Origin of the sequence: Pseudomonas cichorii (genome assembly GCF_018343775.1) — a bacterium.
GTDB lineage: Bacteria > Pseudomonadota > Gammaproteobacteria > Pseudomonadales > Pseudomonadaceae > Aquipseudomonas > Aquipseudomonas cichorii.
In genome coordinates this window covers 2490387-2506465 of record NZ_CP074349.1, presented here as the reverse complement: position 1 = coordinate 2506465, position 16079 = coordinate 2490387, and the positions used below count along the sequence as shown (strand labels likewise).

13 protein-coding genes are annotated in these 16079 nt (G+C 58.9%); 10 read left to right on the top strand and 3 right to left on the bottom strand.

Annotation, left to right across the window (positions count from 1 at the left end):
- Positions 1-235: 235 nt before the first annotated feature.
- Together KGD89_RS11100 and KGD89_RS11095 are read left to right on the top strand one after the other, a co-directional pair.
- A complete protein-coding gene (locus tag KGD89_RS11100; protein WP_025259852.1) occupies positions 236-595 on the top strand; it encodes a response regulator in 360 nt (119 codons plus the stop codon).
- The gene (locus tag KGD89_RS11095) at positions 588-1910 is read left to right on the top strand and encodes a glycosyltransferase (RefSeq protein ID WP_025259851.1); all 1323 of its coding nucleotides are present in this window, start codon (positions 588-590) and stop codon (positions 1908-1910) included. The genes KGD89_RS11100 and KGD89_RS11095 overlap by 8 nt, the downstream gene beginning before the upstream one ends.
- Position 1911: 1 nt before the next feature.
- Here KGD89_RS11095 and cobF read toward each other — a convergent pair whose 3' ends face one another.
- Entirely contained in the window at positions 1912-2667 is a 756-nt protein-coding gene (cobF, locus tag KGD89_RS11090; protein ID WP_025259850.1) for a precorrin-6A synthase (deacetylating), read from the bottom strand.
- Between the two features lie 105 nt (positions 2668-2772).
- Here cobF and KGD89_RS11085 point away from each other — a divergent pair, with 105 nt between their 5' ends.
- The 8 genes from KGD89_RS11085 to KGD89_RS11050 all read left to right on the top strand — a co-directional run bounded on the left by KGD89_RS11085 (position 2773) and on the right by KGD89_RS11050 (position 12182).
- Positions 2773-3678: an AraC family transcriptional regulator gene (locus tag KGD89_RS11085; protein ID WP_025259849.1), complete on the top strand. Its 906-nt coding sequence runs from the start codon at positions 2773-2775 to the stop codon at positions 3676-3678.
- A 239-nt stretch (positions 3679-3917) separates the two neighbouring features.
- Complete coding sequence (locus KGD89_RS11080; protein ID WP_025259848.1) at positions 3918-5240, top strand: ABC transporter substrate-binding protein; 1323 nt, start codon at positions 3918-3920, stop codon at positions 5238-5240.
- A 74-nt stretch (positions 5241-5314) separates the two neighbouring features.
- Positions 5315-6247 (top strand): carbohydrate ABC transporter permease, encoded by a 933-nt coding sequence (locus KGD89_RS11075; RefSeq protein WP_025259847.1) that lies wholly within the window; start codon positions 5315-5317, stop codon positions 6245-6247.
- Positions 6248-6257: 10 nt separating this feature from the next.
- Positions 6258-7091 carry a carbohydrate ABC transporter permease gene (locus tag KGD89_RS11070; RefSeq protein ID WP_025259846.1) on the top strand — a complete coding sequence of 278 codons (834 nt, stop codon included), beginning with the start codon at positions 6258-6260 and terminating at the stop codon, positions 7089-7091.
- A 31-nt stretch (positions 7092-7122) separates the two neighbouring features.
- Positions 7123-8226 (top strand): ABC transporter ATP-binding protein, encoded by a 1104-nt coding sequence (locus KGD89_RS11065; RefSeq protein ID WP_025259845.1) that lies wholly within the window; start codon positions 7123-7125, stop codon positions 8224-8226.
- A gap of 20 nt (positions 8227-8246) precedes the next feature.
- Positions 8247-9728, top strand: coding sequence for a mannitol dehydrogenase family protein (locus KGD89_RS11060; protein WP_025259844.1), 1482 nt, complete (start codon positions 8247-8249; stop codon positions 9726-9728).
- A gap of 9 nt (positions 9729-9737) precedes the next feature.
- Positions 9738-11219: a xylulokinase gene (xylB, locus tag KGD89_RS11055; RefSeq protein ID WP_025259843.1), complete on the top strand. Its 1482-nt coding sequence runs from the start codon at positions 9738-9740 to the stop codon at positions 11217-11219.
- A gap of 24 nt (positions 11220-11243) precedes the next feature.
- Positions 11244-12182: a carbohydrate kinase family protein gene (locus KGD89_RS11050; RefSeq protein WP_025259842.1), complete on the top strand. Its 939-nt coding sequence runs from the start codon at positions 11244-11246 to the stop codon at positions 12180-12182.
- Positions 12183-12243: 61 nt separating this feature from the next.
- Here KGD89_RS11050 and KGD89_RS11045 read toward each other — a convergent pair whose 3' ends face one another.
- Entirely contained in the window at positions 12244-12798 is a 555-nt protein-coding gene (locus tag KGD89_RS11045) for a hypothetical protein (protein WP_025259841.1), read from the bottom strand.
- Positions 12799-12940: 142 nt separating this feature from the next.
- Positions 12941-15754, bottom strand: a complete 2814-nt coding sequence (locus KGD89_RS11040; protein ID WP_236249433.1) for a sensor domain-containing phosphodiesterase — start codon at positions 15752-15754, stop codon at positions 12941-12943.
- Between the last annotated feature and the right edge of the window lie 325 nt (positions 15755-16079).

Below are 16079 nucleotides of genomic sequence, written 5' to 3'. Positions count from 1 at the left end.
CGCCACCTCCAGCAAGTAAAGCCTCCTGGCAAAGGATAGCTACCTACTAAAATCAGATGGAACTTCTGGTTGTGTTTTATTTACTGATGGATAGACACGGGCACAGAGTCGATTGTTATCGATCAGATTGGCCTGTTTTCAAGGCAACATGATCCAAATGCAGTGACTTTTCGTACAAAAGCCCGCAGGCTGCGCCAGGTGCATAGCCTTCACTACCATTCTTTAGGAATTTGCCATGCCTGAAACAGCCAACACCATTCTTGTAGTCGAAGATGACAGCATCGTGCGCATGCTGATCGTCGATGTGCTTGAAGAACTGGAGTATCAGGTGCTTGAAGCTGCGGATGCCCAGGAGGCGCTTGCCCACATCAAGGACGACGCCACCCACATCGACCTGTTGATGACGGATCAGGGCCTGCCTGACATGCGCGGCACGGAACTGGCCCGACAGACACGGCAACTGCGCCCGCAACTACCGATCCTGTTTGCCAGCGGCTATTCGGAAAACATCGAGGTCCCGGATGGCATGTACTCGATCGGAAAGCCGTTTTCCATCGATGACCTGCGTGACAAGGTAAAAAGCATCCTTGGCTAATAACGACCTTCACCCAGCCCAGACGCCGCTGCGAGCAAAAACCCGACTGTTGATCATTGGCTATGTATGGCCCGAGCCCCGTTCCTCGGCGGCCAGCGGCCATGTCATGCAACTGATCCAGTGTTTTCTCGAACAGGACTGGCACATCACCTTTGCCAGCCCGGCCACCGAGGGTGAACACCGGGCCGACCTGCAAAGCCTGGGCATCGACGAGGTCCACATCGAGCTCAACAACAGCAGCTTCGATACCTTCGTCAGCGAGCTTCAGCCTGATGTGGTGCTGTTCGACCAGTTCCTGATCGAGGAACAGTTTGGCTGGCGGGTAGAAAAGCATTGCCCCGATGCCTTGCGGATTCTGGAGACCTGCGACTTTCAGAGCCTGCGCCACACGCGCCATCAACTGCTTAAAGAGCACTTGAATGAATCTTCACAACCCGATGATTTAAATAGTTTTTTCGATATAGATAACTCGCAGCTCTTTGCCCGGATCGCCAGCAGCGATCTGGCGCAAAGGGAAGTGGCCTCGCTCTATCGCTGCGACCTGAACCTGATGGTTTCGGATGTCGAGATCGACTTGCTGAGCGACCAGTTTGGCGTGCCTAAGTCCCTGCTGCACTGGTGCCCGCTGATGCTCGATGGCGTACCGGAAAGCGTGGCACCGTTCGAGCAGCGGGCGCACTTTCTCAGCATCGGCAACTTTCGCCATGCGCCCAACTGGGACGCAGTCCTCTGGATGAAAAACGCCATCTGGCCGCTGATTCGCCAACAGTTGCCGACTGCGCAATTGCATATCTACGGCGCTTATACGCCGCCCAAGGCCACGGCACTGCATAATGCGGCGCAGGGTTTTCATGTCATGAACTGGGCTGAAGACGCCCTGCTGGTGATGTCCGGCGCGCGTATTTGTCTGGCACCGCTACGCTTCGGGGCGGGTATCAAGGGCAAGCTGATGGATGCCATGCTCAGCGGCACGCCTTCGGTGACAACGCCCGTGGGCGCCGAAGCCATGAGCGGCGACCTGCCATGGCCGGGGACCATCGCTCGCAGTGCCAGCGAAATCGCCAGCGCGGCGGTGCGCCTGTATCAGGATCAAACCTTATGGACCGAAGCCCAGGCGGCGGGCCGGACCATCCTGCAAACACGCTTTCAGCACAAGCAACACTGCGCGAGCCTGATCGAACGCATTGAAACACTGCGCCAGGATCTACCCCGCCATCGCCTCGCCAACTTCACCGGCGCGATGCTGCGCCATCACCACCACAAAAGTACCCAATATATGGCGCAGTGGATTGAGGCGAAGAATCGCAAGGATTGAATCAGCCCTTGCGCAACAGATAAGTATCCATGATCCAGCCCTTGCGGCTGCGCGCCTCATCGCGTAGCCGCCTGATCTGCCCACCGACCTGATCGAGCGGGCCGCACAGCAATATCTCGTCCGGCGTGCCCAGATAAGCGCCCCAATAGATGTCCAGCCCCTGCCCGACAAAGCGCTCGAACGTACAGTGCGCATCAAGCATCACCACCACATTGTCCACTTCATCTGCCGCCATACCCGCCAGTCGCCTGCCGGTGGTGATACGAATCTGCTCGCCAACCCGGTTCAACGGCACGCGATGCTGCGCCACCAGCGCCTGGACACTGGTGATGCCGGGAATCACCTGATAGTCGAAAACTTCCCGGCCCCGGGCCAGCACCCGATCGAGAATCCTGAGGGTGCTGTCGTACAGTGACGGATCACCCCAGACCAGAAACGCACCTACCTCCCCCATTCTCAGCTCATCACCGATCAGCCGCTCGAACAGAACCGCCCGCTGCTCATGCCAATGTTCGATGCCGCGCTCATAGCCCTGAGGGTCATCTTCGCGCTGCGGGTCCCGGACCTGCACCAGTCGATAGTCGTCGTTCTGGATATAACGCTGACAGATGTCTTTTCTCAGGCGCAGCAGATCATCCTCGGCATAGCCCTTGTCCAGAAGAAAGAACACAGTGGCGCGGTTCAGGGCATTGATGGCCTGCACTGTAATTTGTTCGGGATCTCCGGCACCAATACCGATCAGAAGGATCTGTTTCATCAGGCAATGACTCCGGTTTCGATGCGGACAACATTAGACGACTGGGCATGAACAGAACAATTGAGGCACATTAGCAGACTGGCAACTTCTGAAGGCGGTCAGACCATGACAAGAACAGCAAGAATTACAGACCCTTCCTACGAATTGATGGACGACCACAATGGCCTGTCGATCATCTATCGCGAACACGGTTTTCCCTGCCCGCTGGTGCGCTGGCACTTCCACAAGGAGTACGAACTGCACCTGATCGTCGCCAGCTCCGGCAAGGTATTCGTCGGCGACTATATCGGCAACTTCAATCCAGGCAGCCTGTTTCTCACCGGGCCTAACCTGCCGCACAACTGGATCAGCCAGATCCAGGAAGATGAAGTGGTGCCAAAGCGCGACATGCTGGTCAACTTCACCGATGAGCTGCTGGAAAGCGGCAATCAGGTGTTTACCGAACTCAAGAGCCTGACCCCCCTGCTGGAGCGCGCCCAGTACGGTATCGAGTTTCGCTGCAAACGCACGATCCGTCAGGCCATGAAGCTGATGCAGAAAATCGCCGACTCCAGCGGTATCACCCGGCTCGGGCACTTCCTGATTCTGCTGGAACTGCTGGCGGCCAGCGACGATTTTCAACTGCTCTCGGGGACCACGGTGTCGCACATGGCCGACGAGCACAGCGTGGAGCGGACCAACCGGGCGGTGGACTATATCTTTGCCCATTACGGGCGCGAACTGCCTCTTGAAGAGGTCGCCGAGTACCTGGGGATGAAACCCACGTACTTTTCCAGGGTGTTCAAACAGGCCACCGGGCGCTGCTTCGTGGAGTTCGTCAATCGCCTGCGCATCAGCAAGTCGTGCGAGCTGCTGGCCGACGGCGACAAGCCGGTGACGGATATCTGTTTCGAGTCGGGTTTCAACAACATTTCCAACTTCAACCGCCGTTTCCAGCAACTCAAAGGCATGACGCCCTCCCATTACCGACGCCTTGCCGTCCAGCGCCTGACCGAGCAGAACCTGTACTGATTCACCCTGCCTGCGGCCATCTCGTCTACGCTGATTCTGCATTGCAGCCTGCCTTGGCGCGGCTGCAGTGGGTTTTCACACCCTTGCCGAATGCAAAAAAGTATCAGTTGAAGTGCGGCGCAGGATTTGTCATCGCGCCTCAAGGCCGGTGTAATCAGCTCACATCTTCCTTACCTCCGGAAGAGACAAAAACAATAACCGACCCTCCAGGCTCTCCGAGCATGGAAGAGGAGTGACCCATGAAGACCTCAGCAAAATTCCTGCTTGCCAGTTCAGTCCTCAGCGCCGGTTTCCTGTTCGGCGGCACCGCTGCTGCAGGAACCGTGACCATCGCCACGGTCAACAACAGCGACATGATCCGCATGCAACGCCTCTCCAAGACCTTTGAAGAACAGCATCCCGACATCAAGCTCAACTGGGTCGTGCTGGAAGAAAACGTCCTGCGCCAGCGCCTGACCACCGACATTGCCACCAAGGGCGGCCAGTTCGATGTGCTGACCATCGGCATGTACGAAGCCTCACTCTGGGGCGCCAAGGGCTGGCTGCAGGAAATGAAAGACCTGCCTGCCAGCTACCAGCTCGATGATGTATTCCCTTCCGTGCGCGACGGGCTGTCGGTGGATGGCAAGCTGTTCGCCCTGCCGTTCTATGCGGAAAGCTCGATCACCTACTACCGCAAGGATCTGTTCCAGAACGCCGGCCTGACCATGCCGGAGCGTCCGACCTGGACCCAGATTGCCGAGTTCGCGGGCAAGCTGACGGACAAATCCAAGGAGCAATACGGCATCTGCCTGCGCGGCAAGGCTGGCTGGGGCGAGAACATGGCGCTGATTACCACAGTGGCCAACGCCTACGGTGCACGCTGGTTCGATGAACAATGGAAACCCCAGTTCGATCAGCCGGAATGGAAAGACGCCCTCAACTTCTACGTCAACACCATGAAGCAATCCGGGCCACCGGGCGCATCGAGCAACGGTTTCAACGAAAACCTGGCGCTGTTCAACAGCGGCAAGTGCGCCATGTGGGTCGATGCCAGCGTGGCAGGCTCCTTTGTCACCGACAAGAGCCAGAGCAAGGTGGCAGACCATGTCGGCTTCACCTATGCACCTCATCAAGTGACGGAAAAAGGCTCGTCGTGGCTGTACTCCTGGTCGCTGGCGATTCCGACCAGCGCCAAGAACACCAAGGACGCACAGACCTTCACTCAGTGGGCAACGTCCAGGGAATATGCCGCGCTGGTTGCCGAGAAGGATGGCGTTTCCAACGTGCCACCAGGCACACGTGCATCGACCTACACCGATGAATACAAGAAAGCCGCACCGTTCGCCGATATCACCCTCAAGTCCCTGATGGCTGTGACACCCAAGACCCCGACCCTCAAGCCGGTGCCTTACGTGGGCATCCAGTTGGTGACCATTCCCGAGTTCCAGGCCATCGGCACCAGTGTCGGCCAGCAGTTCTCGGCAGCCCTGATCGGCCAGTCGACCGTGGAGAACGCCTTGAAAATGGCGCAGAACTCCACCGAGCGCGACATGAAAAGAGCCGGCTACCCGAAAAAGTAGACCGCGTGACTCAAGCCGGGGGGCGCCAGCCCCTCGACTCCCGCTGACAGGCAAATCCCGGTTCGGAGTTCCCCATGAAGACCTCAGCCACTCCTGCTCGTCCGGATTTATCCGGCGAGACCCCAAAGGCCAGAAACAGCCGGTTCAAACCCGGATGGTTTCTGGTCAGCCCTTCCGTGGCGCTCTTGCTGGTCTGGATGATCGTGCCACTGGGCATGACCATCTACTTCTCGCTGATTCGCTACAACCTGTTGAGCCCCGGTGAAAACGAATTCGTCGGGCTGGAAAACTTCACGTACTTCGTCACCGACAGCGGTTTTCTGCCCGGTGCCGGTAATACCTTGTTGCTGGTGGGCAGCGTACTGGCGATCAGCGTGATCCTCGGCGTATTGATTTCCGCCCTGCTGGAAGCCAGCGAGTTTTTCGGCCGCGGCATCGTACGGGTGCTGTTGATCTCGCCGTTCTTCATCATGCCCACCGTCAGCGCCCTGATCTGGAAGAACCTGATCTTTCACCCGGTGTCTGGTGTGCTGGCCGCCGTGTGGCGCTTCTTCGGTGCAGAACCCGTCGACTGGTTCGCCCATTACCCGATGCTGTCGATCATTATCATCGTCTCCTGGCAATGGCTGCCGTTCGCCATCCTGATCCTGATGACCGCCATGCAGTCGCTGGACCAGGAGCAGAAGGAAGCGGCGCGACTCGATGGCGCTGGCCCGATTGCGATTTTCTGGCACCTGACCCTGCCCCACCTGGCCCGGCCGATTGCCGTAGTGGTGATGATCGAGACGATTTTCCTGCTCTCAGTGTTTGCCGAAATATTCACCACCACCAATGGTGGCCCGGGCTTCGCTTCGACCAACCTGGCGTACCTGATCTACATCCAGGCATTGCTGCAGTTCGATGTCGGCATGGCCTCGGCGGGCGGCCTGATCGCGGTCGTCATTGCCAATATCGCGGCGATCATCCTGATCCGGATGATCGGCAAAAACCTCACCGACAAGTCATGAGGGCCTTGCCATGATGACGCTCAAACAATCACGACGCCTGCAAAGCCTGCTGCTCGGGGCCTTGTCCTGGCTTATCGCCGCACTGATATTCTTCCCGATTTTCTGGATGGTGCTGACCAGCTTCAAGACCGAGATCGACGCCTTCGCAACGCCGCCGCAACTGTTCTTCACGCCGACGCTGGAAAACTACCTGCACATTCAGGAGCGCAGCGATTACTTCCACTTTGCCTGGAACTCGGTGCTGATCTCGTTCAGTGCCACGATCCTGTCCATGCTGGTGGCAATCCCGGCGGCCTACTCCATGGCCTTCTTTGAAACCAAGCGCACCAAGAGCACGCTGCTGTGGATGCTCTCCACCAAGATGTTGCCGCCGGTGGGCGTGCTGATGCCGATCTACCTGCTGGCCAAGACCTTCGGCCTGCTGGATTCGCGTCTGGCGCTGATCATCATCTACACGCTGATCAACCTGCCGATCGTGGTCTGGATGATTTACACCTACTTCAAGGACATTCCGGGAGAAATCCTCGAAGCCTCGCGTCTGGACGGTGCCAGCACGCGCCAGGAAATATTCCGGGTGCTGATGCCGATCTGCAAGGGCGGCCTGGCCTCGACGGCGCTGCTGTCCTTGATCCTGTGCTGGAACGAGGCCTTCTGGTCCCTGAACCTCACCTCGTCCAACGCCGCGCCGCTCACTGCACTCATCGCCTCGTACTCAAGCCCTGAAGGGTTGTTCTGGGCCAAGCTCTCGGCCGTCTCGACCCTGGCCTGCGCACCGATCCTGATTTTCGGCTGGATCAGCCAGAAACAACTGGTCCGCGGCCTGTCGTTCGGCGCAGTCAAATAGCCCGAATTCAAGAATAAAAACGGAGTCAAGCATGGCTAATCTCAGTATCAGAAATCTGCAAAAAGGCTTCGACGGCCATCAGATCATCAAAGGCATCGACCTCGATGTGAAGGACCGCGAGTTCGTGGTCTTTGTCGGCCCGTCGGGTTGCGGCAAGTCCACCCTGCTGCGCCTGATTGCCGGGCTTGAGGAAGTCACCTCGGGGAGCATCGAACTCGATGGCCGCGAGATCACCCAGGTCACACCGGCCAAGCGCGACCTGGCCATGGTGTTCCAGACCTACGCCCTATACCCGCACATGACCGTGGGCAAGAATCTGTCCTTTGCCCTGGACCTGGCGGGCGGTGATAAGGCCGAGATCAAGAAGAAAGTGGATGAAGCCGCACGCATCCTGGAGCTTGGGCCACTGCTGGAGCGTAAACCCAAGCAACTTTCAGGTGGCCAGCGCCAGCGGGTCGCCATTGGCCGGGCCATCGTGCGCAACCCGAAAATCTTCCTGTTCGACGAACCCCTCTCCAACCTCGACGCCGCCTTGCGGGTGCAGACCCGGCTGGAGCTGTCGCGCCTGCACAAGGAGCTGCAGGCCACGATGATTTACGTCACTCACGATCAGGTCGAGGCCATGACCCTGGCCGACAAGGTGGTGGTACTCAATGGCGGCAAGGTGGAACAGGTGGGCTCGCCACTGGAGCTGTATCACTACCCGGCCAACCTGTTTGTCGCAGGTTTTCTCGGCACGCCGAAAATGGGCTTCCTCAAGGGCCGGCTCAGCCAGGTCGACAGCCATGAGTGCGAAGTCGAACTGGATGCCGGTACACGCATCACCCTGCCGGTAAGCCGTGCCGGCTTGAGTGTCGGGGCTCCGGTCACGCTGGGTATCCGTCCCGAGCATCTGAACATTGCCCAGAGTGGCGAGTGTCAGTTGCAGGTCACCGCCGATGTCAGTGAACGCCTGGGCAGCGATACCTATTGCCATGTCCGTACCCGCTCGGGCGAAGCCCTGACCATGCGTATCCGTGGCGATCTGGCTAGCCAGTACGGCGAAACCCTGAACCTGCATCTCGATAGCGCCCATTGCCATCTGTTCGATGAACAGGGACTGGTGATTGCCAAGGCCGTAGCGGTCGCTGCTTAACGTATTGGAGAGCCTCTGACATGAAACTGAACAAACAGAACCTGTCACAACTGGGCGCCGATATTGCCCGCCCCGCCTACTCGGCCAGCGAAACCCGCCACGGCATCGCCCATATCGGCGTCGGTGGCTTTCACCGGGCGCATCAGGCGTTTTACACCGATGCGCTGATGAACAGCGGCGAAGGGCTGGACTGGAGCATCTGCGGCGTCGGCCTGCGTCCCGAAGACCGAAGCGTGCGCGATGCACTGGCCGGCCAGGACTATCTCTACACCCTGTATGAGCTGGGCGACACACCGGACACCGAAACCCGGATCATCGCGTCCATCAGCGGCATGCTGCTGGCCGAAGACGATCCCCAGGCCCTGATCGACAAACTGGCCAGCCCGGACATCCGCATCGTTTCGCTGACCATCACCGAAGGCGGCTACTGCATCGATGACAGCAACGGCCAGTTCATGGCGCACCTGCCGCAGATCCGCCACGACCTGACCCACCCCAATACTCCCGGCACAGTATTCGGCTTTCTGTGTGCTGCGCTGGCCCGTCGGCGTGCAGCCGGCATACCGGCCTTTACCCTGATGTCCTGCGACAACCTGCCCCACAACGGCGCCGTGACCCGCAAGGCGCTGCTGGCCTTTGCCGCCCTGCGCGACGCCGACCTGCATGACTGGATTGCCGAAAACGTCAGCTTCCCCAATGCCATGGTCGACCGCATCACGCCCATGACCAGCTCGGCCCATCGCCTGAAACTGGCCGATGAAAAACATATCGACGACGCCTGGCCAGTGGTGTGCGAGCCTTTCGTGCAATGGGTACTGGAAGACAAGTTCGTCAATGGTCGCCCGGCCTGGGAAAAGGTCGGCGTGCAGTTCACCGACGACGTGACCCCCTACGAAGAAATGAAGATCAAGCTGCTCAACGGCAGCCATCTGGCCCTGACCTATCTGGGCTTCCTGAAAGGCTATCGCTTCGTTCACGAAACCATGAACGATCCGCTGTTCGTGCGCTATATCCGCACCTACATGGACCTGGATGTCACCCCGCAACTGGCCTCGGTACCGGGTATCGATCTGGAGGGCTACAAGGACACCCTGATCGAGCGCTTCTCCAATCAGGCGATTGCCGACCAGCTGGAGCGGGTGTGTTCGGACGGCTCCTCGAAATTTCCCAAGTTCACGATTCCGACCATCAACCGGCTGATTCTCGACCAAGGCAATCTGGAGCGCGCTTCACTGGTGGTGGCTGCCTGGGCCTTGTACCTCAAGGGCGTGGACGAAAACGGCACCCCCTACCGGATTCCCGACCCACGGGCTGACTTCTGTCAGGCCCTGGTGGCCGACGATGCGTTGCTGACCCAGCGGTTGCTCGGCGTGGAAGAAATCTTTGGCCTGGCAATCCCGCGCTCTGCCGAATTCGTCGCTGCTTTCGAGCAGAACGTCAATAATCTGCGGGACCTGGGAGTCAGCGGTACACTGGAAAAAATCCTGGCCAACGGCCTTTGAGAGGCAACCATGTTTCTTGGAATCGATTGCGGGACCCAAGGTACAAAAGCGATCATTCTGGATGCTGATAGCGGTCAGGTACTGGGCGAAGGTTCTGCCCCTCACAGTCTGATCAGCAACGCCCATGGCCGACGCGAACAGGATGTGCAGCAGTGGCTGGACGCGCTGGCGCTGGCGACCCGCAGTGCGCTGGCCAAGGCTGGTATTTCAGGCCAGCAGATCAGGGGCATCGGCGTTTCCGGTCAGCAGCACGGCCTGGTGCTGCTGGACGCTCAGGGCCAGGTGCTGCGCCCGGCCAAATTATGGTGCGACACCGAAACCACACCCGAGAACCAGCGCCTGCTGGATTATCTGGGGGGCGAGCAAGGTTCGCTGCAACGTTTGGGGCTGGTCATTGCGCCGGGCTATACGGTTTCCAAGCTGTTGTGGACCAAGGAGCAGCACCCGGAACTGTTCGAGCGTATCGACAGGATCCTGCTGCCTCACGATTACCTCAATTACTGGCTGACCGGGCGTTGCTGCACGGACTATGGCGATGCGTCGGGGACCGGTTACTTCAATGTGCGCACCCGGGAATGGGACTTGCCATTGCTGGCGCATATCGATCCGACTGGTCGTCTGGGCAAGGCGCTTCCTGAGTTGCTGCCGGCACAGCACAAAGTCGGCACGATTCGAGGCGAAATCGCCAGCCTGCTGGGCCTGAACCCTGACGCGGTGGTGTCCAGCGGCGGTGGCGACAACATGATGGGGGCCATCGGCACCGGCAATATCAAGCCCGGCCTGATCACCATGAGCCTTGGGTCATCAGGCACCGTGTATGCCTTTGCCGATCAGCCCTTTGTCAGCGAGCAAGCGTCGGTGGCAACCTTCTGTTCTTCGTCCGATGGCTGGCTGCCGCTGATCTGCACCATGAACCTGACCAACGCCACTAGTGCCATTCGCGAGTTGTTCACGCTGGATATCGACGGTTTCAATCAGGCCGTCACCCAATCACCCATCGGAGCGGAAGGTGTGCTCATGCTGCCGTTTCTCAACGGCGAACGAGTCCCCGCCCTGCCCGATGCCACCGGCAGCATTCTGGGCCTCAACAGCACCAACCTGACCCAGGCCAATCTGTGCCGGGCCGTGGTTGAAGGAACCAGCCTCGGATTACGCTACGGGCTGGACCTGCTGAGGGCCAGCGGTATCAAGAGCCAGACCATCCGCCTGATCGGTGGCGGCTCGAAAAGCGCCATCTGGCGGCAGATGATTGCCGACATCATGGATACTCCAGTCATTTGCACCGAGTACGCCGAAGCGGCGGCCCTGGGCGCTGCTATTCAGGCGGCCTGGTGCAGTTCTGGCGAGAATGGGCAAGCAACGGATCTGCACACACTTTGCGAACGCTGCGTCAGGCTCGACCCCGACAGCGAAACCTACCCTGTCGCAGAAAATGTGGCCGCTTACGAGCGCGTCTACGCACGTTATCAGGATCAATTGCGGGCAGTCTGATCCCTGCCATTTCACGGAGCACTTATGTTTCTTGTCTGCGGCGAAGCTCTTTTCGATATTTTCACCCGAGCGGACGACAACGGTTCGCTCAACAGGCTGGGCCTTGAAGCCGTTGCCGGGGGTTCACCTTTCAACGTGGCGATCGGTTTGCGCCGCCTCGGGGTCGAGGCCGCTTTTTTCGCCGGGCTGTCCACCGACTACCTGGGTCGCCGCTTGCGTGCCGTACTTGATCAGGAAGCGGTCAGCCCCGCTTACCTGATCGACGTTGAAGCGCCTACGACACTGGCCATGGTGGCGGTCGGTGCCGATGGCTCGCCCACCTACAGTTTTCGTGGCGAGGGTTGTGCCGACCGGCAGTTGCGGCTGGAGCACCTGCCCGTTCTGGATGAGAAAGTGCGCGGCATTCATGTCGGCTCGTTTTCGCTGGTTGTGCAGCCGATTGCCGATACCGTGCTGGCGCTGGTCGCCCGGGAGAGCAACAACCGGCTTATCAGCCTGGACCCCAACGTGCGGCTCAACCCGGAGCCGGACATAGAACGCTGGCGCGCTCAGATCCGCGCCTTTGCCGAACACGCGCATATCATCAAGGTCAGCGATGAAGACCTGCACCTGCTCTACCCGGACAGCGATCCGCAAAGCATTGCGCAAGAATGGCTGAGCAAACGCTGCCAGTTGGTGGTTCTGACCCGGGGTTCGGAAGGTGCCAGCATTTTTACCCGGCAACACGGGAGCTGGTCGGTGGCGGCGCAAAGCGTCAAGACCGTGGACACGGTGGGCGCAGGCGATACGTTCCAGGCGGCCTTGCTGACCTTTCTCAGCGAGCGCCAGCTGGATACGCCGCAAAGTCTTGAATCACTGACACGGGAAGCCCTGGATGAAATGCTCGGCTTTGCCGTCAGGGCGGCGGCGCTGACCTGCACCAGGGTGGGACCGGATCTGCCGTATCGGCATCAGCTGGCGTGATTTTCGCGACTGAAGTCGCTCCTACGCGGGTTGAAGGAGCGAATTCATTCGCGAAAGAGCGCTACGCAAGCATCCCGGCCTTGATGCCATTGATTCTCGCATTGATGTCATCAACAGCCGCAGTCTGATGCCCCTTGAGGGCTTCCTGGACTTTCTTGTCCACGGCCAGCTTCTCTTCAGGGCTCATGGCCTCATATTCAGCCTTGCTGACACCCGTGAGTTTTTCACGCATTTTCTCTTCGGCAGTCTGCTTCATGTAATCCATGAATTCCTGCTGAATCGAGCTGGTCGAACTACCGGTGCTGGTCGTGCTGCCCGCCCCGTTCGATGCGATCACACCATTGTCGCTGTCGGCGGTTTTCTCGGACAGGGTTTTCTCGGCCAGGGTCTTGATGTTGAACATCATCCGGGCAAAGGATTCGTCATAGCCATTGTTGCTCTTGGTACTGTCCTGGGACGCGGAACTGTCAGCCCTGGCGGTCACCGGATTAACAGCCGGAACCAGACTCTCAGCAGCCGCAACAGTACTGAATGAGTTCTGGGAAACTTCATCCACTGTCTTGCGCCCGACGAATCTGGAAACCAGACCTTCGAGCGTGCCGTTGTTGATAATCATCTTTCACCTCCTGCGGTGGGTGCGACCCTTACGCAGCAAAACCAGTGCCAGCCGTATCAAAAACCTTCAACCCACTGTTTTCAAAAGGCTTTAAAAAGGAACCACGAACAACGACCGGAAGAAAACGGAGAAACACTGCCGATCATGGCAAGTCATTGCCGGCCTGGGTCCAGTGCAGGCCCAACTCGATATCTTTGCTCAGATCGAGCTGTTCAAGGGGTAACGGCATTGCGAAATAATAGCCCTGAGCCTGGCCCGCCCCCATGCCCCGCAGCAATTCCAGAGTCGCATGATCCTCAACGCCTTCCGCTACCACGGTCAGATCAAGAGACTCGGCCATCCGCACGATGGCACGCACAATCGCCCGGCTTCTGGCGCTGGTCGTCAGTTCCAGAACAAAGGACTTGTCGATCTTCAGGCCGCTGAAGTGATACTGATGCACATAGCTGAGCGACGAGAAACCTGCACCGAAGTCGTCGAGCACCACCGACATGCCCTTGTCGGCCAACTGCTTCATGGACTCACGCGCCTGCGCCGGATCGGCCACCAGCGCCCCCTCGGTGAGTTCAAGGCACAGGCGCGAAGGCGCAACACCATATTCCGTCAGCAGGTTCAGCACCTCTGCGGCAAATTCAGGGCGAGTGATGCTGTAACTGGAGCAGTTCACATGCACCGGCGGCCAGTGGGCATTGGCCGGATCGGCCAGAATGGCAATGACGCGCTGCAACATGTAAATGTCCAGGCGACCGATAAGGCGCAAACCTTCCAGAGCCGGTAGAAAACTGCCGGGAGCGATGACCCGGCCATCGGGCTGACGCCAGCGAATCAGGGCTTCAAGGGCAAACAGCTTGCCAGTATTGACGCAGATAATCGGCTGAAAATACGGAATCAGCTCATTGGTGTGCTTGAGCGCCTTGCGCAGTGCGCCCTCACGCTCGACCTGATCGGAAACCTCACGGCGCAACTCCTGATTGAACACCACAAAGCTGTCACGACCGCCATTCTTGGCCCGGTACATGGCCGTGTCGGCATCGCGCAGCAACTCGGCTGGCTCCTGATGAAACTGACGATCAGCCCCGACCACACCGATGCTGCACGAAGAAAAGACCGAATGGCCGCTGATAAAGAACGGCAGGTCGAACGCTTCAAGAATGCGCTCGGCAATCCCGACCCCGACAGCCAGCGGCGCACCGATCCCCAGCACAGCAAACTCATCGCCCCCCAGACGCGCAAGCAGATCGCAATCGCGGATACAACTGCGCAACCGCGCAGCCGCCTGGACCAACAGGATATCGCCAAAGTGATGACCCAGGCTGTCGTTGACGACCTTGAACCGGTCCAGGTCAATAAACATGACCACCAATTGCTGGTCATGTTGATTGAAAGCCTGCCAGGCCTCTTTCAGACGCTGCTGCAACTGGCTGCGATTGGGCAGGCTGGTGAGCGAGTCATGGGAGTTTTCATGCTGAAGCCGGGCATTGGCCAGATCCAGCTCACGGGTACGGTCCTGAACCCGCGCCTCCAGCCGAAGATTGGCGGTATGGATCGCTTCGGCGGCGCTTCGCCGGGACAGAGCCGTGTCGATGTGCCGGGAGACGAAGGTCAACAGTTCCTGATCCCGCAGGGTGTAACTCACATTCTGCGAATAGCTCTGCACCGCCAGCACGCCCCGGACATCATCCCCCTCGAACAAAGGTATGCCCAGCCAGGATGAGGACCGATTGGAGTCATTCTGGGTCTCGATCTCGCCTTCCCTTTCCAGCCTGTAAGCATCTTCACGATCAATCAGGCAAGGACGGCGCTGGCGGATGACATACTCGGTAAAGCCACGCTGACCACGCCGTGACCTGGGCGGCGTGGCCAGTCGTTCATCGCTGTAATAGGGGAACGTCACTTCTTCGGTGGAGCCGTCATAAAGGGCGATATAGAAGTTGTAGGCCACCAGCAACTCGCCGACGATCATGTGCAGGCTATGGAACAGTTCCGCCATGTCACCCGGCTGGCTGGACAGCTCGGTAATCTGGAACAGCGCACTCTGCAGGTGCTCCGCCCGTTCGCGATCGGCCACCTCTTGCCTCAGGGCGTCGTTGGCAGCAGACAACTGCTGGGTGCGCAGCAGCACGGTATGCTCAAGGTCGGCCCGGTGCAGAATCCGGTCCAGCGCCATCGCCACATGCCGGGCAACCACCAGAAACAGCGCGCGGTCTTCGACGCTATAGATGCGCGAGACGTCGTATACCTGCATGGCCAGCATGCCGAAGACTTCGTCGGATGATTTCTTCAGCGGTGCGCCCATCCAGAACTCGGAAGGACGGCCCTCACAGAAGAACAGCCCCTGAGCCTGAGCCTGCTTTATAGCCGTGGCATCGACGAACAACGGCTGGCCCGTGGTCAGCACATAGCCCGTCATGCTCAGCCGCGAGCGGTCGAGGTACTCGAAGCTTTCCGGCTCCATCGCCTCGTGATCGGCTACGTCGATGTAATAGGGATAAGTGATCTTTTCTCTCTGATCGTCATAAAGCGCCAGATAGAAGTTCTCGGCATCGATCAGCGTCGCCAGTTGCTTGTGGATGCCCTTGAGGAAGGTGCTGCGATCCCGTGTCGAGCTGGCCAGATGACTGATTTCATAGAGCACCCGCTGAGTATTCTGCGCTCTTACCAGTGCGACACTTTGCAACAGATAGCCCAGTCGCAAGGCCAGGTCGGCCAGGGCCGGATTGGCTGATTCGGCCTTGGGTGCCAGCAGCCAGCCCAGCGGGGTTTCGCCCATGCCCACGACCCAGCGATGCAACTGGCGCTTGTTGCAGAAGTCATCGAAACCGTCACAGGGAATCTCGCCCAGCCAATCGGCCTGTGCAGATCCACTCCCCAGCAGGCGCTTGTGCGTACCGGCACCGTAAGCCGCCCAGACCACATCGGGCATGCTGATGCGCGCCTCGCGCAGCAAGGTTTCCATGAGCGCTTCACTGGAAAGCGCAGGCGATGCAGCGCAATCATCGGTGGATTGGTTCAAGGCCGGGGAAAAAGGAGGAACCTGCATGAAAAACACCAAATCCTGTAACTGGCTGCGGCTATCTTCGGCGGCAGCGCCCGAGGGTGGCAAGCAGGATATGTGATTGAAGGCAAGAAAGTGTGTATTACGAAGTGCATCAAGCACTCCTTACGACAGAAAAGCTGACACTCAGTCGGCACTATCCGGTTCTTGAGCAGGTCGAATCGGGTCACGTTGTAATAATCGAAGCCTGTTCAACCGCTATGCTGGCTTACGACTTCTTTCAACC

Coding starts and splice junctions, on each gene's coding strand:
- KGD89_RS11100 (WP_025259852.1), top strand. CDS start 236: ATGCCTGAAACAGCCAACACCATTCTTGTAGTCGAAGATGACAGCATC.
- KGD89_RS11040 (WP_236249433.1), bottom strand. CDS start 15,754: ATGGAAACCTTGCTGCGCGAGGCGCGCATCAGCATGCCCGATGTGGTC.
- cobF (WP_025259850.1), bottom strand. CDS start 2,667: ATGAAACAGATCCTTCTGATCGGTATTGGTGCCGGAGATCCCGAACAA.
- KGD89_RS11060 (WP_025259844.1), top strand. CDS start 8,247: ATGAAACTGAACAAACAGAACCTGTCACAACTGGGCGCCGATATTGCC.
- KGD89_RS11070 (WP_025259846.1), top strand. CDS start 6,258: ATGATGACGCTCAAACAATCACGACGCCTGCAAAGCCTGCTGCTCGGG.
- KGD89_RS11050 (WP_025259842.1), top strand. CDS start 11,244: ATGTTTCTTGTCTGCGGCGAAGCTCTTTTCGATATTTTCACCCGAGCG.
- KGD89_RS11085 (WP_025259849.1), top strand. CDS start 2,773: ATGACAAGAACAGCAAGAATTACAGACCCTTCCTACGAATTGATGGAC.
- KGD89_RS11045 (WP_025259841.1), bottom strand. CDS start 12,798: ATGATTATCAACAACGGCACGCTCGAAGGTCTGGTTTCCAGATTCGTC.
- xylB (WP_025259843.1), top strand. CDS start 9,738: ATGTTTCTTGGAATCGATTGCGGGACCCAAGGTACAAAAGCGATCATT.
- KGD89_RS11080 (WP_025259848.1), top strand. CDS start 3,918: ATGAAGACCTCAGCAAAATTCCTGCTTGCCAGTTCAGTCCTCAGCGCC.
- KGD89_RS11065 (WP_025259845.1), top strand. CDS start 7,123: ATGGCTAATCTCAGTATCAGAAATCTGCAAAAAGGCTTCGACGGCCAT.
- KGD89_RS11075 (WP_025259847.1), top strand. CDS start 5,315: ATGAAGACCTCAGCCACTCCTGCTCGTCCGGATTTATCCGGCGAGACC.